Raw genomic sequence first — 26,511 nt, 5'->3', positions numbered from 1 at the left:
GAAGTTCTCCGACGCGATCATCTCGAGCGTGGACTGCTGGCGGTGCAGCTCGGCGTCGACCGCGGCCGCGATCTCCGGGTCGAGCTCGTGCAGGGGGGTGTTCAGAACAGTCATCTGGACGGTCATCCTCAGCCGGCGGTGTAGGCGGTGTACTCGTCGGCGGACAGCAGCTCCTCCTGCTCGCCCGCGACGCGTACCTTGAACAGCCACCCGCCCTCGAAGGGGGCGGAGTTCACCAGCGACGGGTCGTCGACGACGTCCTGGTTGACCTCGACGATCTCGCCGTCGACCGGCGAGTACAGCTCGCTGACCGACTTGGTCGACTCCAGCTCACCGCAGGACCCGCCCGCGGTGACCGTGGCGCCGACCTCCGGGAGCTCCACGAAGACGACATCGCCGAGCGCGTTGGCCGCGTGCTCGGTGATGCCCACCGTCGAGACGCCGTCCTCGGCGGCCGACAGCCACTCGTGCTCCTTGCTGTAGCGCAGCTGCTGGGGGTTGCTCATGGCCTGAATTCTCCTGTACGCGAGGGAGTGCTGATGAAGGGGGACCGCTCGGCGCGGGCGTGAGCAGCGCATATGTGCGCAGGGTCACGCGCCGGGCGGGGTCGGTCGCTACTTCTGGCGCTTGTAGAACGGCAGGGCCACGACCTCGTACGGCTCGTGGCTGCCGCGGATGTCCACACCGATGCCCTCGGTGCCCGGTGCGGCGTGCGCGGCGTCGACGTAGGCCATCGCGACGGGCTTGCCCAGGGTGGGGGAGGGGGCGCCGGAGGTGACCTCGCCGATCACCTCGCCGCCGGCGACGACGGAGTACCCGGCGCGCGGGATCCGGCGGCCCTCGGAGACCAGGCCGACCAGGACCCGCGGAGGGGCCGACACGGCCCGTTCGGCCGCCGCCTCCAGGGCCGTGCGCCCCACGAAGTCGCCCTCCTTCGCGAACTTCACGACCCGGCCGAGTCCGGCGTCGAAGGGCGTCAGCGACGTGCTCAGCTCATGCCCGTACAGCGGCATGCCCGCCTCCAGGCGCAGGGTGTCCCGGCAGGACAGACCGCAGGGGACCAGTCCGACGCCCTCGCCGGCCCCGGTCAGCGCCTGCCACAGCTCCACGGCGTGCTCCGGACGCACGAACAGCTCGAAGCCGTCCTCGCCGGTGTAGCCGGTGCGCGCGATCAGCGCGGGGACCCCGGCGACCGTGCCGGGCAGGCCCGCGTAGTACTTCAGGCCGTCGAGGTCGGCGTCGGTGAGCGACTTCAGGATGCCCGGCGACTCCGGACCCTGGACGGCGATCAGCGCGTAGGCGTCCCGGTCGTCGCGGACCTCGGCGTCGAAGCCGGCGGACCGCTCCACCAGCGCGTCCAGCACCACCTGGGCGTTGGAGGCGTTGGCGACGACCAGGAACTCGGTCCCGGCGAGCCGGTACACGATCAGGTCGTCCAGGATGCCGCCGTCCTCCCGGCAGATCATGGTGTAGCGGGCGCGGCCGACGCCGACGGAGGCGAGGTCGCCCACCAGCGCGTGGTTCAGCAGCGCGGCGGCCTGCGGCCCGCTCACCGTGATCTCGCCCATGTGCGAGAGGTCGAAGAGCCCGGCCCGGGTCCGCACGGCGGTGTGCTCGTCGCGCTCGGAGCCGTAGCGCAGCGGCATGTCCCAGCCGGCGAAGTCGGTCATGGTCGCGCCGAGCGAACGGTGCAGCGCGTCGAGCGCGGTACGGCGGGGTGGGTTACTGCTCATCGGACGGTCGTCTCCCAAGGCATGGCGGGCGAGGTCGTTCCTGCCCGTTCCTCCCCATCTGTCATCGGAACCTGAGAGGTTCGCCATGACCCACGAGAGGGGGCACGGCTTGCACCTTGGGTGGGGCAGCCGGAAGACGGCGGCCCGCTTTTCAGATGTGCCTCGCCCGCGCGGTAACGGTGCCTGAGAGATTCAAGGGAGGGACTTGCTCCTTCGGCGCCCCGGCGAAGACTGCTGCTGGGGACTCTCCCGCGCGGATTCAAACGGCCGGTATGCAGTTGGCGCGGACATCATTGCACGCCCACGCCCGATCGCGGCAGGCCGCATCTGTAACCGGCTTGTGTCTGTACGCGCACGAAATGGCGAGGCGCCGCGCATTACCTTCTCTTTACGCTCGATGGGGAGGAGGGACTTACCCGAACCCCAGGGGAGGACGATCACGGTGGACAGGACCACGGCGAGGACCACGGCATTCGCGACCACCTCGGCGCTCACGCTGCCCGCACTGCCCGCACAGCCCGCGGGCCGGGCCCGGGAGGCCTGCGGTCCGCGGACCGTCCCGGTGGTCCGCGATCTGCGCGAGCGGGCCGGCCACAGCCCGCACGGACTGCTCTTCGGCCCCCGCGACCTGGTCGTCGTCACCGGACTCCCCGGCAGCGGCAAGTCCACGCTGATGCGGCGGGCCGTGCAGGGCGCGGCGATCGACTCCCAGGACACCCGCGACCGCTTCGGCGCCCGCGCCCCCCGCTTCCTGCCCTACGCCGTGTACCGCCCCCTCGTCCGCGTCGCCCACTTCGCCGCGCTGCGCCGCGCCCTGCGCACCGGCGAGGGCGTCGTCGTGCACGACTGCGGCACCCAGACCTGGGTGCGCGACTGGCTGGCCCGGGAGGCCCGCCGTCGGGGCGGCACCCTGCACCTGCTCCTGCTCGACGTCACCCCGGACACCGCGATCGAGGGCCAGCGCGAGCGCGGCCGCGGCGTCTCGCGGTACGCCTTCCTGCGGCACCGCAGGACCGCCGCCCGGCTGGTCCGCGCCGTGGAGAAGGGCCGGCTGCCCGCGGGGGTCGGCTCGGCGGTGCTGCTCGACCGGGACTCGGCGGACGCCCTGAAGCGGATCGGGTTCACCGCATGAGCGTCCCGGACCGTCCGGGGACGGGGGAAGGCCCCCGCACACCCGCTAGCCTTTCAGCCACAACAGCGGTTCCCAGCAGGCGGTAGGCAGATGGACTTCCCCCCGGCGGACTTCCCGGTCTCCCCGGACTTCCCGGCGCAGGCACACCCCCATCCCCACAGCGGATGGCCCGGCAACGAACTGGAGGAGGTGCTCTCCGTCTCCCTCGGCGCGCCCGGCGCCGGCGCGCGGATCGTGGAGGTGCTCGGGCGCAGCTTCGTCTGGGTGCCCCTGCCCAACGGCGGCGGCCCGCACAGCGGCCCCCTCGACCTGCCCACCCTGGAGCTGGAGGGCCAGGTCTATGTGCCGGTGTTCAGCTCCGAGGAGCAGTTCCACCAGGCCGCCGGTTCGCACATGTCGTACACGATCGCCCCGGCGGTCGAGTTCGCCCGCGGGCTGCCCCCGCAGGTCGGGCTGCTCATCAACCCGGACGGCACGGTCGGCGTCCCGCTGCCCCCGGCGGCCGTGGCCGAGCTGTGCCGCGGCGGCCGCACGCTGCTGGACGGACCCGCGAGCGGCGGCCGGGTCCGCCTCTTCGAGCCCGACTGGCAGGAGGACCCGATGGAGTTCCTCGCCGCGGCCTCCGCCGAGTTCGAGGCGACCGGCGTGGTCCTCACGGCCCGCCGCTGCCTCGCCGCCGTCGAGACGGCCGACCCGGTCATGTTCGTGGGCGTCGAACTCTCCCACCTGGACCCCGAGGTCCGCGAACTCCCCCTGGACGCGCTGGGCCGCGCGATGGGCGCGACCCCGCCGAACTGGCCGGTCAGCCTGATCCTCCTGGACATGGCCCAGGACCCGGTGGCGGAGTGGATGCGCGATCGCATACGGCCGTTCTATACGAGGGGCCACTGAGCCACTGAAGGGGCGCGGGGCTGTATCGATATGCGGCTCCGCCGCGGGGCGCGAAGAGTGACCACCCACCCGCACTCGCCGACGCACCACCGGCCCGGGGGCGGCAGGCGCTTAAGCTGTTCACAGACGCGGGGCAATTCATGAAGAAGGGGCGGTTCAGGTGAGCGCCAGCGGCATCGCGACCGGACAGGTCGAGCACATGCTGCGCCAGGTCACGCCCGGGCGCTACGACGCCTACGAGGCCCTCCTGCGCGCGCTCGCGACCCCCGCCTCCGGCCAGGTCTGGATGCTCCTGTGGCACGGCCAGGCCGGCTCCCCGGACGCCCAGTACGGAAACATGGAGGTCGACGGCCACGGCTACGCCCCCTGTGTCACCTCCGCCCAGGAGCTCTCGGCGAGCGGCTGGAACCGCGGCTACGAGGTGGTCGACGTGGTCGACGTGGCCCGCACCCTCTACCCCGACCACTACGGCCTCTGGCTGAACCCGCACGCACCGGGCGGCGGCGTCGGCCTCCCCTGGCTGGACCTGCGCCGGATCGCCACCGGCCTGGACCGCCATCCCGCCGGCCCCCTGCGGCTGTCCGAACCCGGCATCGAGATCCCCCAGTTCTACGCCCTGCTCGCGCAGAACGCCCACCGCACCCCGGCGGTCCGCGCGCTGCGCCGCGCCTGGGTGCAGCCGGCCCTGGGCGCCCCCTACCTGGCCATCGGGCTCGACGTGTACGACACCTCCCCGCCGGCCGTGGACGCCGTACGGGCGATGATGCAGCAGTCGATCGGGGCCGTACCGGACGGGCTGCCGGTGTCGACGGTGGCCATGACCGACGAGCACGACCCGGTCGTGATGTGGATGCGGGCCGGCGCGCGCCCGTTCTACGACCGTGAGGCCCACGTTCCGGCCGCACCGGCGCAGGCTCCCGTCGGCGGTTACGGGTACCCGCCCGCCGGCCGGTACTGAGAATTGGTCAACTCTGTGGACTCCTGAGGGTTGACGGCCGTTGATCTTCGCGCGTAGATGACGGCGATTCAGACCGCTTCCGTCGGGTGTGTCCGAATAAGTCGCCGTCCGCCCCCCGTTACCCCGCGTCCGGATAACGGAACCTCCATGGTCGCATCACGTTTACGCATCCTTTCGTCGCCAACTCTGGCTACAGATCGCCAAAGCGTTGAAGACTCCCGGTCCAGGGGACTTCGTCCCTGTGTACGACGGACTGAAAATGCCGCTACAAGCGGCAAGTGCGCGCCGGTCACCGCCGGTTGAGAGGGGTCCCTGCCAGATGACGGCACCATTGCACGAGCCGACCGCGGAAGCGGCCCCGAGCGCGGCTGAAGAAGCGGCGGTCGCCACCGGCGGCGCCAAGGCCGTACAGGGCCGTTCCCTGGGCCGGATCGCCTGGGAGCGCCTGAAGCGGGACAAGCTCGCCCTGACCGGCGGCATCGTGGTGCTTCTGCTCGTCGTGGTCTCGCTGCTCGCCCCGGTCATCACGGGCCTGCTCGACCAGGACCCGAACGAGTACCACGAGAACCTCATCGACCCGCTGTTCGGCACCCCGACCGGGTCCCTCGGCGGCATCAGCGGCGAGCACCTGCTGGGTGTCGAGCCGGTCAACGGCCGTGACATCTTCGCCCGCATCCTCTACGGCGCCCGGATCTCGCTCCTGGTCGGCTTCCTGTCCGCGGTCGTCGCCGTCGTCCTCGGCACGATCCTCGGCATCCTCGCCGGCTTCTTCGGCGGCTGGATCGACTCCGTCATCAGCCGCGTCATGGACGGTCTGCTCGCCTTCCCCCAGCTGCTGTTCATCATCGCGCTGGTCTCCGTCATGCCGAACGACCTGCTGGGCCTGACCGGTTCCAGCGTGCGGGTGTTCGTGATGATCCTGGTCATCGGATTCTTCGGCTGGCCGTACATCGGACGTGTGGTCCGCGGCCAGACACTCTCCCTGCGTGAGCGCGAGTACGTCGAGGCGGCCCGGTCCCTGGGCGCCGGGCGGCTGTACATCCTGTTCAAGGAGCTGCTGCCCAACCTCGTCGCCCCCATCGTCGTCTACACGACGATGATGATCCCCACCAACATCCTCACCGAGGCGGCCCTGAGCTTCCTGGGTGTCGGCGTCAAGCCGCCCACCGCCTCCTGGGGACAGATGCTCTCGAGCGCGATCGACTACTACGAGTCGGACCCCATGTACATGGTGGTCCCGGGTGTGGCGATCTTCATCACCGTGCTGGCCTTCAACCTCTTCGGCGACGGCGTCCGGGACGCGCTGGACCCGAAGGCGTCCCGCTGAACCGCAGTACCCCCCGAACCGCCGCAGTACAGCTCGCAGTACAGCCCGCACGACTGCCGCACCCCCAAACGTCCCGTGGCACCGACACGGGGTCTCTCATCAATCCGGAGGATCCGAGATCGTGACTACCCAACGCACCTCAGGGCGGCGGAAGCAGGCATTTGCCGCTGCCGCCGCGGTCGCCGCGCTGCTGACCACGGCGGCGTGCGGCGGTGGCGGAAGCGACGACGGCGGCAAGGGTTCGAGCACCGGTGCCGCCGGCTTCGACGCCGCGAACAACAAGGTCGCCCAGGCCTCCCTGGCCAAGAAGGGCGGCACGCTGAAGTTCGGTGGCGCCCAGGACGCCGACTCGTGGGACACCACGCGCGGTTACTACGGCTTCATGTGGAACTTCGCGCGCTACTACAGCCGCCAGCTGGTCACGGGCAAGACGGAGCCGGGCAAGGCGGGCGCCACCCTCACCCCGGACCTCGCCACCGGCCTGGCCAAGGTCACGGACGACGGCAAGACCTACACGTACACCCTGCGTGACGGCGTCACGTGGGAGGACGGCAAGCCGATCACGTCCAAGGACGTCAAGTACGGCATCGAGCGCGTGTGGGCGCAGGACGTGCTGTCCGGCGGCCCCGTGTACCTGAAGGACGTCCTCGACCCCAAGGGCGAGTACAAGGGCCCCTACAAGGACTCCTCCGCCGACAAGCTCGGTCTGAAGGCGATCGACACGCCGGACGACAAGACCGTCGTCTTCCACCTCCCGCAGGCCAACTCGGACTTCGAGGAGATCCTGGGCCTGGTCTCGGCCTCCCCGGTCCGCCAGGACCAGGACACCAAGTCGAAGTACGGTCTGCACCCGTTCTCCTCCGGCCCGTACAAGTTCGCCTCGTACAGCCCGGGCAAGGAACTGACGCTGGTCCGCAACGACAAGTGGAGCCAGGCCTCGGACCCGATCCGCAAGGCCTACCCGGACAAGATCACCGTCACGTTCTTCTCGGACGCCAACCAGCTCGACCAGCGTCTGCTCAACGGTGACCTCGACCTGGACATCAACCAGACCGGCATGTCGCCGCAGGGCCGCACCACCGCCCTGAAGGAGCACAAGGCCAACCTGGACAACCCGGTCTCCGGCTACATCCGTTACGCGGCCTTCCCGCAGAGCGTGGCGCCGTTCGACAACGTCGAGTGCCGCAAGGCCGTCATCTACGGCGCCGACCACGTGTCGCTCCAGACCGCGCGTGGCGGCCCGGTGGCCGGTGGCGACATCGGCACCAACATGCTCCCGCCGTCCGTCCCGGGCGCCGAGGGCCAGAAGTACGACCCGTACGAGATCTCGGGTGCCAACAAGGCGGGCAACGAGGCCAAGGCCAAGGAGGCCCTGAAGGCCTGCGGTCAGCCGAACGGCTTCAAGACCACCATCGCGGTCCGCAACAACAAGCCGGTCGAGGTGGCCACCGCCCAGTCGCTCCAGGCGTCGCTGAAGAAGATCGGCATCGACGCGCAGATCGACCAGTACGACGGCTCGCAGACCACCGGCATCATCGGTAGCCCCGCCAACGTGAAGAAGAAGGGCTACGGCATCATCATCATGGGCTGGGGCCCGGACTTCCCGACCGTCCAGGGCTTCGGTCTCCCCCTGTGGGACAGCAAGTACATCCTCGACAGCGGTAACTCCAACTACTCGCTGATCAAGGACAAGACGATCGACGGTCTCTTCGACTCCTACGTCACCACGCTGGACGACGCGGGCAAGGAGAAGATCTCCACGGAGATCAACCACAAGGTCATGGAGGGCGCGTACTACCTGCCCTTCGTCTTCGAGAAGTTCATCAACTGGCGCTCGGACAACCTCGCGAACGTCTACACGACCGACAACTACAGCGGTATGTACGACTTCGTGAACCTCGGTCTGAAGAACCCCAAGAAGTAACCCCGGCCACCCGCCGAACGGCACGAAAGGCAGGTGAAGGCCGGCGCGGCGTGATCGCGGGCCACCGGACAATCTCCGGTGGCCCGCGGTCCGCGGCGGGCCGAGAGCTGTGCTCGCTTACCTCATCAGGCGGCTGTTCGCCGCCGCAGTGATGCTCGTGGTCATCATCATGGTGGTCTTCGGCATCTTCTTCCTCGTCCCCAAGTGGGCGGGCGTGGACATCGCCACGAGCTTCGTGGGCAAGCAGGCCGACCCGGCCGCCGTCGAGGGCGTGCGGCAGAAGCTGGGCCTGGACACCCCGATCTATGCCCAGGTCTGGGAGTTCTTCAAGGGCATCTTCGCCGGCCGCACCTACTCGGGCGGCGGGGACACCATTCACTGCGCCGCCCCGTGCTTCGGCTACTCCTTCCGCAGCGAGCAGGCCGTCTGGCCGGTGCTCACCGACCGCTTCCCGGTGACCCTGGGGCTCGCGCTCGGTGCCGCCTTCCTGTGGCTGGTCTTCGGTGTCGCCGCGGGTGTGCTCTCCGCGCTCAAGCGGGGCACCCTGTGGGACCGCGGCGCGATGGTGGTCGCCCTCGCGGGCGTCTCCCTGCCCATCTACTTCACCGGCATGCTCAGCCTCGCGATCTTCGCGTTCGGGCTGCACTGGATCGACGCCCAGTACGTGCCGCTGGAGGACAGCTTCACCGGCTGGCTCGGCGCCATGATCCTGCCGTGGATCACCCTCGCGTTCCTGTACGCGGCGATGTACGCCCGGATCACCCGCGCCACCATGCTGGAGATCCTCGGTGAGGACTACATCCGCACCGCCCGCGCGAAGGGCCTCAAGGAACAGACCGTCATCGGCAAGCACGCCATGCGCTCGACGATGACCCCGATCCTCACCATGCTCGGCATGGACCTCGGCGCCCTCATCGGCGGCGCGATCCTCACCGAGTCCACGTTCAACCTGCCCGGTCTCGGCCGGGCCGTGCTCGATGCCATCCGCAACCAGGACCTGCCCATCATCGTGGGCGTCACCCTGGTCACCTCGCTGGCGGTCCTCTTCGCCAACCTCGTGGTGGACATCCTGTACGCCGTGATCGACCCCCGAGTGAGGCTCACGTGACCGAACTCAGCAAGAGCGGAACGGCCGTGAACGAGCCCACCTCGACCTCGCCGGCCCCCTCCGCCTTCCTCGAAGTACGCGACCTGAAGGTGCACTTCCCCACCGACGACGGCCTGGTCAAGTCCGTCGACGGGCTCAGCTTCCAGCTGGAGAAGGGCAAGACCCTCGGGATCGTCGGCGAGTCCGGTTCCGGCAAGTCGGTGACCTCGCTCGGCATCATGGGCCTGCACACCGCCGGCCAGTACGGCAAGCGCAAGGCGCAGATCTCCGGCGAGATCTGGCTGAACGGCACCGAACTGCTCGGCGCCGACCCGGACTACGTCCGCAAGCTGCGCGGCCGCGAGATGGCGATGATCTTCCAGGATCCGCTGTCCGCGCTCCACCCGTACTACACGATCGGCCAGCAGATCGTGGAGGCGTACCGGATCCACCACGACGTCGACAAGAAGACCGCGCGCCGCCGTGCGATCGAGATGCTCGACCGGGTCGGCATCCCGCAGCCCGACAAGCGCGTCGACAACTACCCGCACGAGTTCTCCGGCGGTATGCGCCAGCGCGCGATGATCGCGATGTCGCTGGTCAACAACCCCGAGCTGCTCATCGCGGACGAGCCGACGACCGCCCTGGACGTGACCGTCCAGGCGCAGATCCTGGACCTCATCCGGGACCTGCAGAAGGAGTTCGGCTCCGCGGTCATCGTCATCACCCACGACCTGGGCGTCGTCGCCGAACTCGCCGACGACCTGCTGGTGATGTACGGCGGCCGCTGCGTCGAGCGCGGACCGGCCGAAGAGGTGTTCTACGAGCCCCGCCACCCCTACACCTGGGGTCTGCTCGGCTCGATGCCGCGGCTGGACCGCGACCAGCAGGAGCGCCTGATCCCGGTCAAGGGCTCCCCGCCCTCCCTGATCAACATCCCGTCCGGCTGCGCCTTCAACCCGCGCTGCCCGTACGCGGACCTCCCGAAGGACAACGTCACCCGCACCGTCCGGCCCGAGCTCGCCGAGGTCGGCAGCCGGCACTGGGCGGCCTGCCACCTGGGCAAGGAGCAGCGGGAGCGGATCTGGACCGAAGAGATTGCGCCGAAGCTGTGAGTGACGAGAAAGCGGTGACGATTCCCGCACAGGCCGGCGAGAGCCGTCGTACCGACGGCGAGGTGCTGCTGAAGGTCACCGGGCTGCAGAAGCACTTCCCGATCAAGAAGGGCCTGCTCCAGCGGCAGGTCGGGGCGGTGCACGCGGTCGACGGCCTGGACTTCGAGGTCCGCTCCGGCGAAACCCTCGGTGTGGTCGGCGAGTCCGGCTGCGGCAAGTCGACGATGGGCCGGCTGATCACCCGGCTCCTCGAACCGACCGGCGGCAAGGTCGAGTTCGAGGGCAAGGACATCACGCATCTCGGCGTGGGCGGGATGCGTCCGCTGCGCCGCGATGTGCAGATGATCTTCCAGGACCCGTACTCCTCGCTGAACCCGCGCCACACCATCGGCACGATCATCGGCGCTCCCTTCAAGCTCCAGGGCGTGACGCCCGAGGGCGGCATCAAGAAGGAAGTGCAGCGGCTGCTGTCGGTGGTCGGTCTCAACCCCGAGCACTACAACCGCTACCCGCACGAGTTCTCCGGCGGTCAGCGCCAGCGCATCGGCATCGCGCGGGCGCTCGCGCTGAACCCGAAGCTGGTCGTCGCCGACGAGCCGGTGTCCGCGCTGGACGTCTCGATCCAGGCGCAGGTGGTGAACCTGCTGGACGACCTCCAGCAGGAGCTGGGCCTGACGTACGTGATCATCGCGCACGACCTGTCGGTCGTCCGGCACGTCTCGGACCGGATCGCGGTGATGTACCTCGGCAAGATCGTGGAGCTGGCCGACCGCGACCTGCTCTACAAGTCGCCGATGCACCCGTACACCAAGGCGCTGATGTCGGCGGTGCCGATCCCGGACCCCCGGCGCAAGAACGCCAAGAGCGAGCGGATCCTGCTCAAGGGCGACGTCCCCTCGCCGATCTCGCCGCCGAGCGGCTGCCGCTTCCACACGCGGTGCTGGAAGGCGACGCAGATCTGCAAGACCACCGAGCCGCCGCTGCTGGAGCTGCGCCCCGGTCAGCAGGTCGCCTGCCACCACCCGGAGAACTTCGCCGACCAGGCACCGCAGGACACGGTCCTGCTGACGGTCGCGAAGGAGGCGGCGGAACTGGTGGCCGACGAGGTACTCGCCGAGTCGGCGGAGACGTCGGCGGCGGTGGCGGCGGAGGTGGCCACGGAGACGGCCACTTCGAAGGAGACCTCCGGCACCCCGAACCCGACCGAGGCCCCCGAAGCCGCGGAGGCGCCCGAGTCCACCGAGGCGGCCGAGGCTCCTGAGGCAGCCAAGGGCACCGAGCCCGCTGAGGCGGCTGAGCCCGCTGAGACGGCCGAGCCCTCCAAAGCGGCTGAGCCCTCCAAGGCGGCCGAGGTCACCGAGGCTCCTGAGGCAGCCACGGGCCCTGAGGCCTCTGAGGCGGTCGAGGCTGCGGATCTCTCCAAGGCCACCGAGGCTCCCGTGATCCCCCAGATCCCTGAGGGCGTCGAGACGGCCGAGGCCGGCGAGGCTGCCGAGGGCAGCGGGGACAGCGGGGCCACCGAGACCCCGGAGGCCTCCGAGGCATCTGCGGTTTCCGAGGCCACCGAGGCCCCGGAGGCTGAAGCGCCTGCGGCTCCCGAGGTCCCGGAGGCTGAAGCGCCTGCGGCTCCCGAGGTCCCGGAGGCTTCTGAGGCATCTGCGGTTTCCGAGGCCACCGAGACCTCCGAGGCATCTGCGGCTTCCGAAGCCACCGAGGCCCCGGAGACCTCCGAGGCACCTGCGGCTTCCGAGACCTCCGAGGCGCCCGCGGCTTCCGAGGCAACTGCGGCCTCCGAGGCCGGCGAGACCTCCGAGGCTGGCGAGACCCCGGAGGCCGCTGAGGCCTCCGAGGTTTCTGAGGGCGCCGAAGCCTCCGAGGGCAGCGAGGCTTCGGAGGAACCCGCGGAACCCGCGGAACCCGCAGGGACGCCCGCCGCTCAGGTCTCGCCGTCCGAGGGCCAGGAGTCAACCGACAAGTAGCGCATGACGAGTTGGCAAAGTCATGCACATGCCCGAACGGGAGAGGTCAGAGTCGTCCGTGTCCGACTTATCGGCACACGCTCGAAGGGACGACCATGGCACTCTCCCGTTCGGCACGTTTAGGGGCCCTCGCGACCGCGGCGGCCTCTTTTCTCGTCATCGCCGCCTCCCCCGCCCCCACCCCGGGCGCCGACGGCATCGGCGACAGCTACTTCCCCCAGCTCGGCAACGGCGGCTTCGACGCCCGCCACTACGATCTCTCCCTCGCCTACGATCCCGACACCGACCGCCTCGACGGCCGTACGACGATCACCGCCCGCGCCACCCAGCACCTCTCGTCCTTCGACCTGGACCTCCAGCAGCTGGAGGTCACCCGGGTCGAGGTGAACGGCAGACGGGCCCAGTTCACCCGCGACGGCGACGAGATCCACGTCACCCCGCGCGGCCCGCTCCGCAAGGGCGCCACCTTCGAGGTCACCGTCACCTACGGCGGCGTCCCCGAACCCCTCGGCGGCCCCATCGTGTTCGGCTCGGACTACGGCTGGATGAAGACCGCCGACGGCGTCTTCGTCGCCTGTGAGCCCAACGCCGCCTCCACCTGGTTCCCGTCCAGCGACCACCCCTCCGACAAGGCCACCTACGACATCCGGATCAAGGCGCCCCAGGGCCTGACCGCCGTCTCCAACGGCCGCCTGGTCTCGACGTACGACAAGGGCACCTCGACGTACACCCACTGGCGCGAGACCAAGCCGATGGCCACCTATCTCGCGACCGCCACGATCGGGAAGTTCGACGTGAAGACCGGGACGACCCCCGGCGGCACCCCGATCTACGTCGCCATCGACCCGGTGCTGGCGAACAGCAACAACGTCGACGTCTACGCCGTGACGGCGGCCGCCACCGACTACTGGTCGCAGGTCTTCGGGCCGTACCCGTTCGAGGAGACCGGCGCGATCGTCGACGACATGCCCCAGGCCGGGTTCTCCCTGGAGGTGCAGTCCAAGCCGGTGTACTCGGCGGTGCGCAGCGAGTCGACGATCGTGCACGAGCTGGCCCACCAGTGGTTCGGCGACTCGGTGTCGGTGGCGCACTGGAAGGACATCTGGCTGAACGAGGGCTTCGCCACCTACGCCCAGTGGCTGTGGGCCGAGCACCAGGGCACCCGCTCGGCGCACGACTCCTTCCTCGCCGGCTACAACGCCCGCCCCGCCGACTCCTCCTTCTGGCAGATCACCGTCGGCGACCCGCAGCGCGACACGATGTTCGCCTCCGCCGTCTACCAGCGCGGCGCGATGACCCTCCAGGTCCTGCGCGAGCGGATCGGCGACACCGCGTTCTTCAAGCTGCTCCCGGCCTGGACGAAACTGCACCGCTACGGCAACGCGGACACCGACGACTTCGTCCGCCTCGCCGAGAAGATCTCCGGGCAGCAGCTGGACGACCTCTTCCAGACCTGGCTGTTCACCACAGGGAAACCGACCCTGTGACGCCGTACTGCCTGGGTTTGTAAGGTCCACCCTGGCTTACGGGTGACAATGTAAGGGTGTTCCAGCAAATCTTCAGCCCTTCCGTCCAGCACACGCTCGATCTGGTCGGCATCTTCGTGTTCGCCATCTCCGGCGCGCTGCTGGCCGTACGCAAGAACTTCGACGTGTTCGGCATCGCCGTGCTCGCCGAGGCCACCGCGCTGGGCGGAGGGCTGATCCGGGACGTGATCATCGGTGCGGTGCCGCCGGCCGCCTTCACCGACCTGGGGTACTTCCTCACCCCGCTGTTCGCCGCCCTGCTGGTGATCTTCCTCCACCCGCAGGTGGAGCGGATCCAGTCGGCCGTGAACGTCTTCGACGCGGCGGGCCTCGGTCTGTTCTGCGTCACCGGCACGACGAAGGCGTACGACTACGGCCTCGGCCTGACCGCGTCCGCCGCCCTCGGCCTCACCACGGCCGTCGGCGGCGGTGTGCTGCGGGACGTGCTGGCCAACGAGGTGCCCTCGCTGCTGCGCTGGGACCGCGACCTGTACGCGGTCCCGGCGATCGTCGGCGCCACCCTGGTGGTGATCTGCATCCGCTACGACGTCCTCACCCCGCTGGCCAGCGGTTTCGCGTCCGCTACCGCTTTCGTCCTGAGGCTGCTCGCGATGCGGTTCCACTGGCGAGCGCCTCGCGCGTGGAACCGCCGGTCGACGGTACGGGAGGAGTAGTCCCCGTAGTCCCCGTAGTCCCCGTAGTCCCCGTAGCCCCCACGTCCCCGGTGCCCCCCGCGGCCTGCCGGGCGCTGATCCGGTGCTGGTCGAGCTGGGTGCTCAGCCACCGGAACGCCGGCACCACCTGCGGCCGCCACAGTGCCATGGTGTGCCCGCCCGCGCTCTTCGGGATGTAGACCACGTGCACGGCCGTCGGGGCCTTGGCCTCCTTCTGGAGCGCGAGCGCGGCCTCGTAGCCGTCGCCCGGCTGGCCGGAGAGGTAGAGCGCCACGGCCGGCGGGGCGGCCGTGCGGGCGAGCATCAGATAGGGGTTGGTGGCCCGGCGCAGGGCCGGGTCCTGGGCGGCCAGGGAGTCCCGCTCGCCGATCGGGTCGTTGTAGCCGGACAGGCTCACCGCCGCCCGGTAGCGGTCGGGGTGGGCGACGGCCAGCTTGATCGCGCAGTGCGCCCCGGCCGAGTACCCGGCGACCGCCCAGCCCTTGGGGGCGGGCTGGGCCCGGAAGTTGTCCATGACCATCCGGGGTACGTCGATGCTCAGCCAGGTGTCGGCGTTCACCGTGCCGGGCACGTTGGCGCAGCCGGTGTCCACGCCCGGCAGCAGGGTGGTGCGCGGTGCCACCAGGATGAACGGCGCGACCTTGCCCTGGCGCATCAGCGGTGCCAGCTGGGCGGTGGCGCGCAGCGAGCCGAACCAGGACTTGGGCGAGCCGGGATAGCCGGGCAGCACCTCGACCACGGGGAACCGGTGCCGGGCGTAGGCGGCCTCGTGGTACTGCGGGGGCAGCCAGACGTAGACCTCGGCGTTCACGCCGGAGACCCGGCCCTGGAGCTGGGTGACCTGGACCCCGCCGGCCTGGTGCATCCCGGCCCCCTGGGCCTGGGTGAACCTCTGTCTGACCCTCGGCAGATGCGTCAGCGAGATCCCGCCCGTGCCGTCGGCGCCGAGGTCGGCGGCCTGCTGCACATGGTTGCTCGTACCGAGCAGGTCGGACCAGTTGTCGTAGAGGTTGTTGGCGTTGTTGACCAGGACGAAGACCAGTGCGACGGCCGTCCCCTGGGCGAACACCAGCATCAGCACCCGGGCCGCGCCCCGCAGGAATCTCGGTCCCCCGATCCGTGACCACAGGACGAGGGGGAGGGCGACGGCGACGACGGCCAGCACGATCAGGGTGTAGAGGAACGCAGTCCCGGTGAGGCTCATGTCCCCCTAGAGGAGAAGCCGGGGCGCGGGGTTTACGGATGAGTACGGACACTTACCGAGAAATTGCCCGCGTCTCACCTTTCCAAAAAGCTACTGCTTAGTAATTACCTGTTGTACGGTTCATCCATGCCAGAAGCAGCTACCGCGGCGGCCGAGCGGGTCACCATCGGGGACAGCGAGTTCGACCGCGACACCGCGCTCACCCGGCGCGCCCCGGGCGTCTACGACATCGACCTCTCCGCCGGCTGGACGATCATCAGCGCCGTCAACGGCGGCTATCTGCTCGCCGTCCTCGGCCGCGCCCTCGCGGACGCCCTGCCGCACCGCGACCCGTTCACCATCTCGGCCCACTACCTCACCGCCTCCCAGCCGGGCCCGGCGGTCGTCCGCACGGAGGTGGTCCGCACCGGCCGCACCCTGTCGACCGGCCAGGCCTCGCTCCTCCAGTACGACGAGAACGGCGCCGAGGTCGAGCGGATCCGCGTCCTCGCCTCCTACGGCGACCTGGACTCCCTGCCGGACGACGTCCGTACGACCGCGAAGCCGCCCGTGTTCCCGCCGCTCGACCAGTGCTTCGGCCCCGAGGACGGACCGGCCCCCGTGGACGGCAGCTCCGCGATCACCGAGCGCCTGATGCTCAAGCTCGACCCCTCCACCCTGGGGTGGGCCCTCGGCGCGCCCTCCGGCAAGGGCGAGATGCGGGCCTGGTTCGGCCTCAAGGACGGCCGCGACCCGGACCCGCTCTCCCTCCTCCTCGCCGTCGACGCCCTCCCGCCGACCGCCTTCGAGATCGGCCTGAGCGGCTGGGTCCCCACGGTCGAACTCACCGTCCACGTCCGCAGCCGCCCCGCCCCCGGCCCGCTGCGCGTCTCCATCACCACCCGCAACCTCGCGGGCGGCTTCCTGGAGGAGGACGCGGAGGTCTGGGACAGCACCGACCGCCTGGTGGCCCAGTCCCGCCAACTGGCCCGCGCCAGACTGGCCTGACGGCGCCGGATTGGCCTGACGGCGCAGGAGGACTGGCGGCGTTGCAGATCTGGCGGTGCCGGAGGCCTGGCCGCGAGGGCGGCTAGGCGAGCGGCTTGCGGCCCAGCCAGGCTGCCAGGCGGGTGTAGGCGTCCGCGTCCTCGGGGGCCGGGTGGGCCGGGCCGAAGGGGGTGCGGCTGTCGCGCTCGGGGTCGGGCAGGTTGCGGTGGCCGGCCGCCAGGGCGAACTCGGCGAGCTCCGGGTCGAGGGCGACGGGGTGGCCGAGGGACTCGCCGAGGTCCCAGGTGTGGGTCACGATCTCCATCACGTATCCGGCGAGGGCCGCGTCCCCGGGGACCTCGCCCCACGGCACCCGCACCGGCGCCGCCATCCGGTCCTCGCTCTCCCAGGCCTTGACGGCCCGGGTCCTGACCTCGTCGTAGGCCTCCGCCCAGCCGTCGTCCGCGACGCCCTCGACGAACGCCGGTTCGGCGAGCCCGTCGCCGCCCTCGCCGACGATCGCGATCCGCCGGGTGCCGCCGACGATGTGGCTCAGCAGCGTCCGTACGTCGAACTCGGCGCACGGGGTCGGACCGGCGAGCTGCTCGGGCCGTACCGTCCGGATCAGCGCGGCGGCCTGCTCGGTCGCGCGGGTGTAGACGGGGCGGGGGTCGGTCGGGTTCATGGTCGGGCCTTTCCTCGGTTCCTCGGTGGACACGACCCGGATACTGGACCCATAACCTGACATCCGCCGTCAGCATTTGTCCGGCCGCCCCGGACGGGGGAACCTGGGGCCGTGAAGTCCGACCGTCTCCTGTCGATCCTGCTGCTCCTGCAGACCCGCGGCCGGGTCCCCGCCCCCGAACTCGCCGAACGCCTCGAAGTGTCCGTGCGCACGATCTACCGGGACATCGAGGCCCTGTCCGCCTCCGGCGTCCCCGTCTACGCCGAACGCGGACGGCACGGCGGCATCGAACTGCTCCCCGGGTTCCGCACGGACGTCACCGGCCTGACCGCCGACGAGTCCCGCGCCCTGTTCATCCTGGCCGCCCAGGGCGCGCACGCCGCCCTCGGCCTGGACGCGGCCCTCGGCTCCGCCCTGCGCAAGGTCATGGCCGCGCTGCCCGCCCCGCACCGCCCCGCCGCCGAGGTGACCAGCCGCCGCATCCTGGTCGACGCCACCCGCTGGAAGGGCGGCCCCCAGCCGGCCGTCGACCTCGACACCCTCCAGGACGCCGTCTTCACCGACCGGCGGCTGCGGCTGCGCTACCGCCACAGCGGCGATCCCGGCCCCACCACCCACACCGTCGACCCCTACGGCCTCGTCGCCAAGGCGGGCGTCTGGTACCTGGTCGCCGACCGGCGCGGGAAGCCCCGGCTGTTCCGCGCCGACCGGGTGCGCTCGGCGACCGTGCTGGACGACCCCGTACGACGGCGGCCGGGTGTCGAACTCGCCGACGCCTGGGAGGTGCTGCGCCGTCAGGTGGAGGAGCGTCCGGCCGGGGTCGAGGTCACCGTCCGGGTCCGGCGCGAACGGCTCGACATGTTCCTGCGCATGAACGCACCGGCGCTCGTCGAACTCCCCGGGGGCGAGGGCCACGGGGAGGGCTGGGTGACCGCACGGCTGTCGTACCCGTCCGTCCCCGCCGCCCGCCAACTCCTCGCGTTCTCCGACCGGGTGGAGGTCCTCGCCCCGCCGGAGGTGCGCGAGGAACTGCGGGCCGCGGCGGCTTCTGTCACGGAGCTGTACCAGCGTACTGATGGGTCACCCATGGTGAATTCGCAGGTCAGCCCGGTTTCTTGAGGTGCGCTTTACCTCATTGACAGGCAGCGGACAGAGCGGGCCCAAGGAAGCCTCAGCCGCCGTTGGTTGAGTGCCCGCATCTCAGGACTCCCTCATCGTGCTTGGAGCTGTCTCTCATGAAGCGTGTGCGTCTCGTCCCGGCGGTGGCCCTGTTGGCGCTCTCGCCCCTCGCCCTGGTCGCCTGCGGTTCCGGCGACTCCTCCTCCAGCGGCAGTTCCGGCCAGAGCCAGAACTGCCAGGCCCCGTCCGGCATGCCGACCGGGGCCGCTCCGAGCGGCGCCCCCTCGGGCGCCCCGTCCGGCGCCCCGTCCGGTGCCGCCTCCGGGCAGCCGACGGGCACGCCCACCGGTGTCCCCTCCGGCATGCCGAGCGGCGCGCCCGGCGGCGGCCAGGGCGGCCCCGGCGGCGGTCAGGGCGGCGGCTGCGGCGGCCCCGGCGGCGGTCAGCAGGGCGGCCAGGGCCAGCAGGCCCAGCAGCAGGGCTGACGGCCCGTCGGGTCCGTACGGCACAGGCACGACAGGGCGGCGCATCCGTACACGGGTGCGCCGCCCCGCCGTGTGCGGGGCTCGGGTACGCCGGGCTCAGGTGCCCGGGGACCGGTCGTGCCAGTGGTGGCGGCCGATGCTGATGAGCCGCATCTGACGGGTCGCCCGCGCCGCTACCCGCTCCCGCTCCTCCGGCGCCGCCTCCAGCGCCTCCAGGAACAGCGAGGCCGTGATGAGCATCTGGTCCACGTACAGGTGCGACAGCATCAGCAGGTCGTCGTCGTTCCAGCCCTCCGCCTCGGAGTCCTCGGCCAGTTCGTCCCGGACCTCCTCGGCGAAGCGGCCGAGTTGCTCCCGGATCGCCTCGCGCACCGGCTGGACCCCGCCGTGCCGCTCCCGGGCGATGAACCGGACATGCGCCGAGTGCGCGGTCACGTACCCCTCTATCAGCTCCACGGCGCGGGTGATGCGCTCGTCGCTCGTCTCGGCGGCGGTCACCGTGGTCCGGATCATCGGGTGCAGACTCCCCAGCGCCTCCTCGACCAGGGCGACGCCGAGATCCGCGGTGGAGCGGAAGTGCCGGTAGAACGCGGTGGGGGCGACCCCGACGGCCCGGGTGACCTCGCGCAGGCCCAGGCTGCTCAGGCTCTGCTCCTCCAACAGGGCGAGCGCGGCGTCCAGGAGCGCCTGCCGGGTCTTCTGCTTCTGGGCCTGCCGGATGCCGACGGTGTGACTCATATCATCCAGTTAACAACTGTTCTCCGGAATTGGAAAGCCGCGGAGCGCGGTAGACTCAAAGTCAGTGAACAACTGTAACCACAACTGTTCACTGAAATGTTCACCCGGACTTCACGGAGGGGGATCCGATCCCATGCTGTTCCTCGTGGCCGCCCTGTTGCTGCTCGGTGTCGTCATGGGCACCGTGGCCCACGCGCCGCTCGACTTCTCGCTCGCCATCGCCGCCGTGATCGCCGTCTGGCTCGGCGTCTTCGCGCTGCGCGAGCGGCACGCCCGCCGCCGCGCCTCGACCCGCTGACCGGCACCGCCCGACAGGAGCTGAACCGACATGAACCTCACCGCACCGGCCACCGGCCGCGCCCCCCGGGGCGCCGGCGTCCGCGACACCGACGGCATGGCCGTCGCGTCCTTCGTCCTCGGTCTGCTGGGCCTGCTGGTCCTGAACCTCTTCCTCGGCCCCCTCGCGATCGTCCTCGCCTCGGTGGCCCTGATCCGCGGCACCGCCCGCCCCGGCCGGGCCTGGCTGGGTCTCGCGCTCGGCGTCGCCGACCTGCTGGTCCTGCTCGCGTTCATGCAGGCGGACGCGTCGGTGTCCTGGGGCTTCTAGCACCGGCCGCACCCTCGGCCGACCTGGACACGAGGTCCCGCCACGGCGCCCCGTAGAATCGTGGCCACCATGGCATACCTCGACCACGCCGCGACCACCCCGATGCTCCCGGAGGCGGTCGAGGCACTCAGCGTGCACCTGAGCATCACCGGCAATGCCTCCTCCCTCCACGCATCCGGCCGTCGGGCGAGACGGACGGTCGAGGAGGCCCGCGAGACCCTCGCGGAGGCGCTCGGCGCCCGCCCCAGCGAGGTCGTGTTCACCTCCGGCGGCACCGAGGCCGACAACCTCGCCGTCAAGGGCCTGTACTGGTCCCGCCGTGACGCCGACCCGGCCCGCACCCGGGTGCTGGCCAGCCCCGTCGAGCACCACGCGGTCCTCGACGCCGTGCACTGGCTCGGCGAGCACGAGGGCGCCCGGATCGAGTACCTCCCCGTCGACGGGTACGGCCGGGTCCACCCCGACACCCTGCGCGAGGCCATCGCCCGCGACCCGGACGACGTCGCCCTCGCCACCGTCATGTGGGCGAACAACGAGATCGGCACGGTCATGCCGGTCCGCGAACTCGCCGACGTCGCAGCCGAGTTCGGTGTCCCGCTGCACGCCGACGCCGTCCAGGCCTTCGGTCAGGTCCCGGTCGACTTCGCGGCCTCCGGACTCGCCGCGATGACCGTCTCCGGCCACAAGATCGGCGGCCCGTACGGCATCGGCGCCCTGCTCCTGGGCCGTGAGTACACCCCCGTCCCCGTCCTGCACGGCGGCGGCCAGGAGCGGCACGTGCGCTCCGGCACCCTCGACGTCCCCGCCGTCGCCTCCTTCGCCGTCGCCGGCCGCCTCGCCGCCGAACAGCGCGAGTGGTTCGCGCGGGAGATCGGCGCCCTGCGCGACTCCCTGGTCGCCGCGGTCCGTACGGCCGTCCCGGACGCGATCCTCGGCGGCGACCCGGCGCCGGGCGGACGGCTGCCGGCCAACGCGCACTTCACCTTCCCGGGCTGCGAGGGCGACTCCCTGCTCCTGCTGCTCGACGCCCAGGGCATCGAGTGCTCCACCGGCTCCGCCTGCACGGCCGGCGTCGCCCAGCCCAGCCATGTGCTGCTCGCCACCGGCACCGACCCCGACCTGGCCCGCGGCACCCTGCGGTTCTCCCTCGGGCACACCAGCACCGAGGCCGATGTGGAGGCGCTCGTCAAGGTCATCGGGCCGGTGGTGGAACGGGCCCGGGCGGCGGGACTGACGTAATCCGCCGTGCCTTTAGTGTCGACACTCGACAGGAATCTGGGCGGCAGCTAGCGGTCACCTGTCAATATGGTGACTAGGTGTCGACAGTGGGCGACTATTCGGCTACCTTCCGATGCAGGTTCCCCCCGCTGCTGTCGACAGAAGGCCGTCCCATGACCGTCGCGTCATCGCACGAACGCCGCGTCCCCCGGCGCAGAGCCCCGCTCGCCGTGGCCGCACTGCTCCTCGTGGGCGCCCTGTCCCTGGCCCCGGCGGCCGCCGCCGTCGGCACGGCCGGCGTGACGTCCGCCTGCACGGGTGCGCTCGCGTACACCGCGCTCGACACCTCCGGCACGGCCGCCGCCCAGACCCGGCACGTCGTCACCGCCGACCTGGACGGCGACGGCATCCAGGACGTGGTCGGCAGCAACCTGGACGCCGACTCGGTGACGGTGCTGCTCGGCGCCGGTGACGGGTCCTTCGCCGAGAGCACCACCTACCCCGTCGGCACCCGCCCCTACCAGACCGTCGTCGCCGACTTCGACGGCGACGGCCACCCCGACCTCGCGACCACCGACTTCGGCGGCGCCCAGGTCAGCGTGTCGCTCAACGCCGGTGACGGGACCTTCGGCGCCGCCTCGGCGATCGACGTCGGCACCTCACCGCGGGCCCTGGCCACCGGGGACCTCGACGGCGACGGCCTGCCCGATCTCGTGGTCGCCGAACAGGGGCCGAGCACGGTGCGCGTGCTGCTCGGCCGGGGCGACGGCACGTTCGAGGACCTGGGACAGACCGCCACGGGCAGTCAGCCGCACGGCGTGGTCGTCGGCGACTTCGACGGCGACGGCGCCCCGGACGTGGCCACCGCGAGCGTGGGGAGCGCCGGAGTGAGCGTGCTGCTCGGCACCGGCACGGGGGCGCTCGGCGCCGCGACCTCGTACGCCGCCACCTCCCGTCTCTACTCCCTCGCCGAGGGCGACTTCGACGGGAACGGCACCCTCGACCTGGCCACCGTGAGCAACGGGACGAACGCGCTGGACGTGCTCTCGGGCAACGGTGACGGCACCTTCGGCACGGCCACCACCTACACCACCTCCGGACTGCCGGTCGCGGTCGGCGCCGCCGATCTGGACGGCGACGGCCGCACGGACGTCATGGTCTCCTCCCTCAAGGGCAACTCCGTCGCCGTCTTCCGGGGCGGGGTGAACGGCTCGCTCACGGCGCTCGCCGACCTCTCCGCCCCCGGCGCCTACGACGCCACGGCGGCCGACCTGGACGGCGACGGCGTCCGCGACCTCGTGGTCGCGAACAGCGGCGCGGGACAGGTGGACGTGTTCAAGGGGACCTGCTAGCCACCGCCACCACCATGAACCTGGCCCGGGTGCGCTGGGTCAGGGGCTGCCGCCGGCACTTCCACTGCCGGCGGCAGCCTGCTCTGGGGGCAGGGCCGAGGTGCCTAGCTCTCCGTGACCATGAGGGCCGCCATCATGCCCTCGTCCTCGTGCTGGAGCAGATGGCAATGGAGCATGTACATGTACGTGTCGTCGGTGAAGTCGGTGAACTTCATCGCGATCTTGATGGAGCCGCCGCCGACCACCTCATACGTGTCGTACCAGCCGAGGTTGACGCCGGTGGGTTCCTCGCCGTTGATCTCGATCAGCTGGAACGGCACGTCGTGCAGATGGAAGGAGTGCTCCAGCTGCGTGCTGTTCTTGATCGTCCAGATCTCCTCGGCGTCCAGCGTGGTGCTGATCATCGCCATCGAGGACATGCTGGTGCCGGCCGAGCCGTTGATCAGCATGGTCGCGCCGCTCTGGCCGAGGGTGATCGTCCGCGCGGTGAAGTCGCTCGTGTCGTACCGGGTGATCGTGTTGAGCGCGCTCGGCAGGTCGTCGGGCGTGTCCGAGGCGTCCGGGGTCACGGTGAGGAAGTCGTACGTGCCGCTTCCGCCGCGGATCCAGCCGGTCGTGACCACTGCCTGGAGCGTGACGGCGTCCTCCAGGTCGAGCACGAACTCGGCGCGCGCGCCGGCCACCAGGCGGATCGTGGTCACCTCGGTGGCCTCGGTGAGGTAGCCCTGGTCGGTGGCGATCTGGGTGAGCGTCCCGCCGTCGCTGCGCTGGACGGTCATGATGTCGGCGGGGGAGGCGTTCAGGACGCGGAAGCGGGTCCGCGTCTTGGTGGCGGTGAAGCCGAGGGTGGTCGAGTCCACGTTGGTGCCGTTGACCAGCACCGGGAAGGTGACGGTGGAGCTGCGGTACCCGGTGGCCTCGTACTTGATGTCGCCGCTGGTGTCGACGGCCAGACACTGGAGGATGATCGGGATGTCGTCGACGCCGTACTCGCTCGGCAGCGCGGCCGAGACGTCCGAGTCGTCCTCCACGATGATCATCCCGGCCAGGCCGTGGACGACCTGCTCGGCCGTGGTGCCCAGGGCGTGCGGGTGGTACCAGAGGGTCTTGGCCTCGTCGAGGACCTCGAAGGTGGGCGACCAGGTCTCGCCGTCGGCGAATGCGTTCTGCGGGCCGCCGTCCATCTTGGGCGGGATGTGGGCGCCGTGGAAGTGGACGGTGGTGTCGTCGCCCAGGCTGTTGGTGATGTTCAGCAGGACCGTGTCGCCCTTGGTCCACTTCATGGTGGGGCCGAGGTACGACCCGTTGTAGCCGGCCGTGGTGCTGGTGACGCCGCTGATCACCTCACTGGTGCCGGTCTTCGCGGTCAGGGTGTAGGTGGTGGCGCCGTCGGTGGTGGTGGTCTCCAGCAGGTCCGGGATGTTCAGGGTGCCGGTGGCTTCCGTGGCCGCGGACGCCTTGTTGCTGTTGCCGCCGGTCAGCAGCGAGAAGCCGATCCCGGCCGCGCCGACCGCGCCGAAGCCGACGCCCGCCATCCCGCTGAGGAACTTCCGCCGGTGCAGGCCCTTGCCGCCCCGGCCCCTCGTCTCCTTCGTGTGCTCGCCCTTGGCGGCCCGGCCGCTCCTCGCGTGGGCACCCGTGCTCTGCTCGCCCGCTCCGGAAGCGGGGTCTGTGGTGTGGGTCATGGCCGTGGAGCTTTGGGCTAAGGCCTATGTGAAGACTGAGCCGAAGTTAGGAGTCAGCTCTGATCCCTGTGCAGCCTTAATAATGCTTTTGGATCTTCAACTCCTCTGAAAAAAAGCCAAGTTGGCGTGCCGCAGGTCAGGATCGCGGTGCGGGACACATCGGGCGGTCCGCCCTCACGAATCGCTCACGATTCTGGAAACTTGTGAGCTGCGTCACAACGGATGTCAGGCGGAAGCGGTTCGCGCCGTTTTGACGAGCTTCAGGTACCGGTCCCAGTCCCAGTGCTCACCGGGGTCGGTGTGGTCCGTCCCCGGCACCTCCACATGCCCGATGATGTGCTCCCGGTCGACGGGGATGCCGTACCGCTCACAGATCCGGGCGGTCAGCCGCGCGGACGCCTCGTACATCGCGTCGGTGAAGTCCTCCGGCCGGTCCACGAACCCCTCGTGCTCGATGCCGACACTGCGCTCGTTGTACGCGCGGTTGCCCGCGTGGTACGCCACGTCCAGCTCGCGGATCATCTGCGTGACGCCGCCGTCCCGGCCCACGATGTAGTGCGCCGCCGCCAGGTGCCCCGGGTCCTCGAACGCCTGCACCGCGCTCGCCAGATCGCCCTGGGTGACATGGACGACGATCATGTCGACGCCGTAGTCGTCCGGACGGTCCGCCCAGCGGAAGTTCGCCTCCGAGGCCGCCACCCAGCGCGCGCCCCCGAAGTCCACCGCGCCCTCCACCCGCGGCTTGCGCACCCCCGGCAGCCGCCAGTACAGCTCCGTCAGCTCCTCACGCGCCAGCACCGCCGACCCCACGGCGGCCACCGCGCCGCCGATCAGCAGCGCCCGCCGTCCGATCCGCCGGTCGGTGTCGCTCCCTCTCGCCCCCATCGCCCGCCCTTTCTCGCCCTTCGTGATCGTCAACGGATATGCGCGAGCTGTGGTTCCCCGCCCCCCGTACCCTGGAGGGGTTATGACTGAGACCTCGCAGCGCCCCCGCCCCCTCCGCGTACTCGCCGCCATGTCCGGCGGGGTCGACTCCGCCGTCGCCGCCGCCCGCGCCGCGGAAGCCGGCCACGACGTCACCGGAGTCCACCTCGCGCTCTCGGCGAACCCGCAGTCCTTCCGCACGGGCGCGCGCGGCTGCTGCACCATCGAGGACTCCCGCGACGCCCGCCGCGCCGCCGACGTCATCGGCATCCCGTTCTACGTCTGGGACCTCGCCGACCGCTTCCGCGAGGACGTCGTCGAGGACTTCGTCGCCGAGTACGAGGCCGGCCGCACCCCCAACCCCTGTCTGCGCTGCAACGAGAAGATCAAGTTCGCCGCCCTGCTCGACAAGGCGCTCGCGCTCGGCTTCGACGCGGTCTGCACCGGCCACTACGCGCAGATCGTCACGCGGCCCGACGGCTCCCGCGAGCTGCACCGCGCCTCCGACATGGCGAAGGACCAGTCGTACGTCCTCGGCGTCCTCGACGAGAAGCAGCTCGCCCACGCCCTGTTCCCGCTCGGCGACACCCTCACCACCAAGGACGAGATCCGCGCGGAGGCCGAGCGCCGGGGCCTCGCGGTCGCCAAGAAGCCCGACTCCCACGACATCTGCTTCATCGCCGACGGCGACACCCAGGGCTTCCTCGCGAACCGCCTCGGCCGCGCCGAGGGCGACATCGTCGACGAGTCGGGCGCGAAGATCGGCACCCACGAGGGCGCGTACGGCTTCACCATCGGCCAGCGCAAGGGACTGCGCATCGGCACCCCGGCCGCCGACGGCAAGCCCCGCTACGTCCTCGACATCTCCCCGGTGAACAACACCGTGACGGTCGGCCCGGCCGCCGCCCTCGACGTGAGCGGCCTGACCGCGATCAAGCCGCGCTGGTGCGGGGCGGCCCCCACCGGCCCCGGCACCTACACCGCCCAGCTGCGCGCCCACGGCGGCGAGACCGAGGTGACGGCGGAGTCCGTCGACGGCGAGCTGAGCGTGACGTTCGCCGAGCCGGTCCGCGGGGTGGCCCCCGGCCAGGCGATCGTCCTGTACGACGGCACGCGCGTGGTGGGCTCGGCGACGATCGCCTCGACGGTCCGGACGACGGCCGGGGTGGCCTGACCGGCCCT

At 70.8% G+C, this 26,511-nt stretch carries 24 protein-coding genes, 1 pseudogene and 1 riboswitch; of the genes and pseudogenes, 18 read left to right on the top strand and 7 right to left on the bottom strand.

What is annotated here, in order from left to right; translation table 11 throughout:
• Window positions 1-128: 128 nt before the first annotated feature.
• Entirely contained in the window at window positions 129-506 is a 378-nt protein-coding gene (gene gcvH / locus ABZ490_RS19520; RefSeq protein ID WP_358991401.1) for a glycine cleavage system protein GcvH, read from the bottom strand.
• 108 nt (window positions 507-614) lie between these two features.
• The gene (gcvT, locus tag ABZ490_RS19515) at window positions 615-1,733 is read right to left on the bottom strand and encodes a glycine cleavage system aminomethyltransferase GcvT (protein WP_358991398.1); all 1,119 of its coding nucleotides are present in this window, start codon (window positions 1,731-1,733) and stop codon (window positions 615-617) included.
• 161 nt (window positions 1,734-1,894) lie between these two features.
• Window positions 1,895-1,995, bottom strand: a riboswitch (glycine riboswitch).
• 180 nt (window positions 1,996-2,175) lie between these two features.
• On the opposite strand from gcvT, the gene ABZ490_RS19510 reads away from it, so the two are divergent.
• The 10 genes and pseudogenes from ABZ490_RS19510 to ABZ490_RS19465 all read left to right on the top strand — a co-directional run bounded on the left by ABZ490_RS19510 (window position 2,176) and on the right by ABZ490_RS19465 (window position 14,346).
• Window positions 2,176-2,865 (top strand): AAA family ATPase, encoded by a 690-nt coding sequence (locus tag ABZ490_RS19510; RefSeq protein WP_358991395.1) that lies wholly within the window; start codon window positions 2,176-2,178, stop codon window positions 2,863-2,865.
• 90 nt (window positions 2,866-2,955) lie between these two features.
• The gene (locus ABZ490_RS19505; RefSeq protein WP_358991392.1) at window positions 2,956-3,756 is read left to right on the top strand and encodes an enhanced serine sensitivity protein SseB; all 801 of its coding nucleotides are present in this window, start codon (window positions 2,956-2,958) and stop codon (window positions 3,754-3,756) included.
• A gap of 160 nt (window positions 3,757-3,916) precedes the next feature.
• Window positions 3,917-4,714 (top strand): enhanced serine sensitivity protein SseB C-terminal domain-containing protein, encoded by a 798-nt coding sequence (locus tag ABZ490_RS19500; RefSeq protein WP_358991390.1) that lies wholly within the window; start codon window positions 3,917-3,919, stop codon window positions 4,712-4,714.
• Window positions 4,715-5,033: 319 nt separating this feature from the next.
• Complete coding sequence (locus ABZ490_RS19495) at window positions 5,034-6,041, top strand: ABC transporter permease (RefSeq protein ID WP_358991387.1); 1,008 nt, start codon at window positions 5,034-5,036, stop codon at window positions 6,039-6,041.
• Between the two features lie 121 nt (window positions 6,042-6,162).
• Entirely contained in the window at window positions 6,163-7,965 is a 1,803-nt protein-coding gene (locus tag ABZ490_RS19490; protein ID WP_358991384.1) for an ABC transporter substrate-binding protein, read from the top strand.
• A gap of 109 nt (window positions 7,966-8,074) precedes the next feature.
• On the top strand, window positions 8,075-9,073 hold the full coding sequence (locus ABZ490_RS19485) for an ABC transporter permease (RefSeq protein WP_358991381.1): 999 nt from the start codon (window positions 8,075-8,077) through the stop codon (window positions 9,071-9,073).
• Entirely contained in the window at window positions 9,070-10,167 is a 1,098-nt protein-coding gene (locus tag ABZ490_RS19480) for an ABC transporter ATP-binding protein (protein ID WP_358991378.1), read from the top strand. Before ABZ490_RS19485 ends, ABZ490_RS19480 begins: the two co-directional genes overlap by 4 nt.
• Window positions 10,168-10,181: 14 nt before the next feature.
• A pseudogene (locus tag ABZ490_RS19475) lies at window positions 10,182-11,324 on the top strand (dipeptide ABC transporter ATP-binding protein); the annotation flags it as partial.
• Between the two features lie 917 nt (window positions 11,325-12,241).
• Window positions 12,242-13,633 (top strand): M1 family metallopeptidase, encoded by a 1,392-nt coding sequence (locus ABZ490_RS19470; protein WP_358991375.1) that lies wholly within the window; start codon window positions 12,242-12,244, stop codon window positions 13,631-13,633.
• 56 nt (window positions 13,634-13,689) lie between these two features.
• Window positions 13,690-14,346, top strand: coding sequence for a trimeric intracellular cation channel family protein (locus ABZ490_RS19465; RefSeq protein WP_358991372.1), 657 nt, complete (start codon window positions 13,690-13,692; stop codon window positions 14,344-14,346).
• Here the strand turns inward: ABZ490_RS19465 and ABZ490_RS19460 are convergent.
• Complete coding sequence (locus ABZ490_RS19460) at window positions 14,255-15,550, bottom strand: alpha/beta hydrolase-fold protein (protein ID WP_358991369.1); 1,296 nt, start codon at window positions 15,548-15,550, stop codon at window positions 14,255-14,257. The two genes, ABZ490_RS19465 and ABZ490_RS19460, sit on opposite strands and share 92 nt — an antisense overlap.
• Before the next feature lie 126 nt (window positions 15,551-15,676).
• Between ABZ490_RS19460 and ABZ490_RS19455 the strand changes: the two genes are divergently transcribed.
• A complete protein-coding gene (locus tag ABZ490_RS19455; RefSeq protein ID WP_358991366.1) occupies window positions 15,677-16,537 on the top strand; it encodes a thioesterase family protein in 861 nt (286 codons plus the stop codon).
• An 82-nt stretch (window positions 16,538-16,619) separates the two neighbouring features.
• Here the strand turns inward: ABZ490_RS19455 and ABZ490_RS19450 are convergent, their stop codons facing one another.
• The gene (locus ABZ490_RS19450) at window positions 16,620-17,201 is read right to left on the bottom strand and encodes a TIGR03086 family metal-binding protein (RefSeq protein WP_358991363.1); all 582 of its coding nucleotides are present in this window, start codon (window positions 17,199-17,201) and stop codon (window positions 16,620-16,622) included.
• Window positions 17,202-17,312: 111 nt separating this feature from the next.
• On the opposite strand from ABZ490_RS19450, the gene ABZ490_RS19445 reads away from it, so the two are divergent.
• Together ABZ490_RS19445 and ABZ490_RS19440 are read left to right on the top strand one after the other, a co-directional pair.
• Complete coding sequence (locus ABZ490_RS19445; RefSeq protein ID WP_358991360.1) at window positions 17,313-18,320, top strand: YafY family protein; 1,008 nt, start codon at window positions 17,313-17,315, stop codon at window positions 18,318-18,320.
• Window positions 18,321-18,436: 116 nt separating this feature from the next.
• Window positions 18,437-18,805 (top strand): hypothetical protein, encoded by a 369-nt coding sequence (locus ABZ490_RS19440; RefSeq protein ID WP_358991357.1) that lies wholly within the window; start codon window positions 18,437-18,439, stop codon window positions 18,803-18,805.
• Between the two features lie 96 nt (window positions 18,806-18,901).
• Here the strand turns inward: ABZ490_RS19440 and ABZ490_RS19435 are convergent, their stop codons facing one another.
• Window positions 18,902-19,543, bottom strand: a complete 642-nt coding sequence (locus ABZ490_RS19435) for a TetR family transcriptional regulator (protein ID WP_358991354.1) — start codon at window positions 19,541-19,543, stop codon at window positions 18,902-18,904.
• A gap of 133 nt (window positions 19,544-19,676) precedes the next feature.
• On the opposite strand from ABZ490_RS19435, the gene ABZ490_RS19430 reads away from it, so the two are divergent.
• The 4 genes from ABZ490_RS19430 (at window position 19,677) to ABZ490_RS19415 (ending at window position 22,720) form a co-directional block, all read left to right on the top strand.
• Window positions 19,677-19,841, top strand: a complete 165-nt coding sequence (locus ABZ490_RS19430) for a hypothetical protein (RefSeq protein WP_358991351.1) — start codon at window positions 19,677-19,679, stop codon at window positions 19,839-19,841.
• Between the two features lie 30 nt (window positions 19,842-19,871).
• Window positions 19,872-20,150: a DUF4190 domain-containing protein gene (locus ABZ490_RS19425; protein ID WP_358991349.1), complete on the top strand. Its 279-nt coding sequence runs from the start codon at window positions 19,872-19,874 to the stop codon at window positions 20,148-20,150.
• Between the two features lie 69 nt (window positions 20,151-20,219).
• The gene (locus ABZ490_RS19420) at window positions 20,220-21,389 is read left to right on the top strand and encodes a cysteine desulfurase family protein (protein WP_358991346.1); all 1,170 of its coding nucleotides are present in this window, start codon (window positions 20,220-20,222) and stop codon (window positions 21,387-21,389) included.
• A gap of 152 nt (window positions 21,390-21,541) precedes the next feature.
• Entirely contained in the window at window positions 21,542-22,720 is a 1,179-nt protein-coding gene (locus tag ABZ490_RS19415) for a VCBS repeat-containing protein (protein WP_358991342.1), read from the top strand.
• A 104-nt stretch (window positions 22,721-22,824) separates the two neighbouring features.
• Here ABZ490_RS19415 and ABZ490_RS19410 read toward each other — a convergent pair whose 3' ends face one another.
• Together ABZ490_RS19410 and ABZ490_RS19405 are read right to left on the bottom strand one after the other, a co-directional pair.
• Entirely contained in the window at window positions 22,825-24,405 is a 1,581-nt protein-coding gene (locus ABZ490_RS19410; protein ID WP_358991339.1) for a multicopper oxidase domain-containing protein, read from the bottom strand.
• 225 nt (window positions 24,406-24,630) lie between these two features.
• The gene (locus tag ABZ490_RS19405) at window positions 24,631-25,290 is read right to left on the bottom strand and encodes a peptidoglycan recognition family protein (RefSeq protein ID WP_358991336.1); all 660 of its coding nucleotides are present in this window, start codon (window positions 25,288-25,290) and stop codon (window positions 24,631-24,633) included.
• Window positions 25,291-25,372: 82 nt separating this feature from the next.
• Here ABZ490_RS19405 and mnmA point away from each other — a divergent pair, with 82 nt between their 5' ends.
• Window positions 25,373-26,503, top strand: a complete 1,131-nt coding sequence (gene mnmA, locus ABZ490_RS19400) for a tRNA 2-thiouridine(34) synthase MnmA (protein WP_358991333.1) — start codon at window positions 25,373-25,375, stop codon at window positions 26,501-26,503.
• Window positions 26,504-26,511 lie beyond the last annotated feature (8 nt).

The sequence above is a fragment of the Streptomyces sp. NPDC005811 genome, from assembly GCF_040630405.1.
Taxonomy (GTDB): domain Bacteria; phylum Actinomycetota; class Actinomycetes; order Streptomycetales; family Streptomycetaceae; genus Streptomyces.
This window is presented reverse-complemented; position numbering and strand designations above follow the sequence as displayed.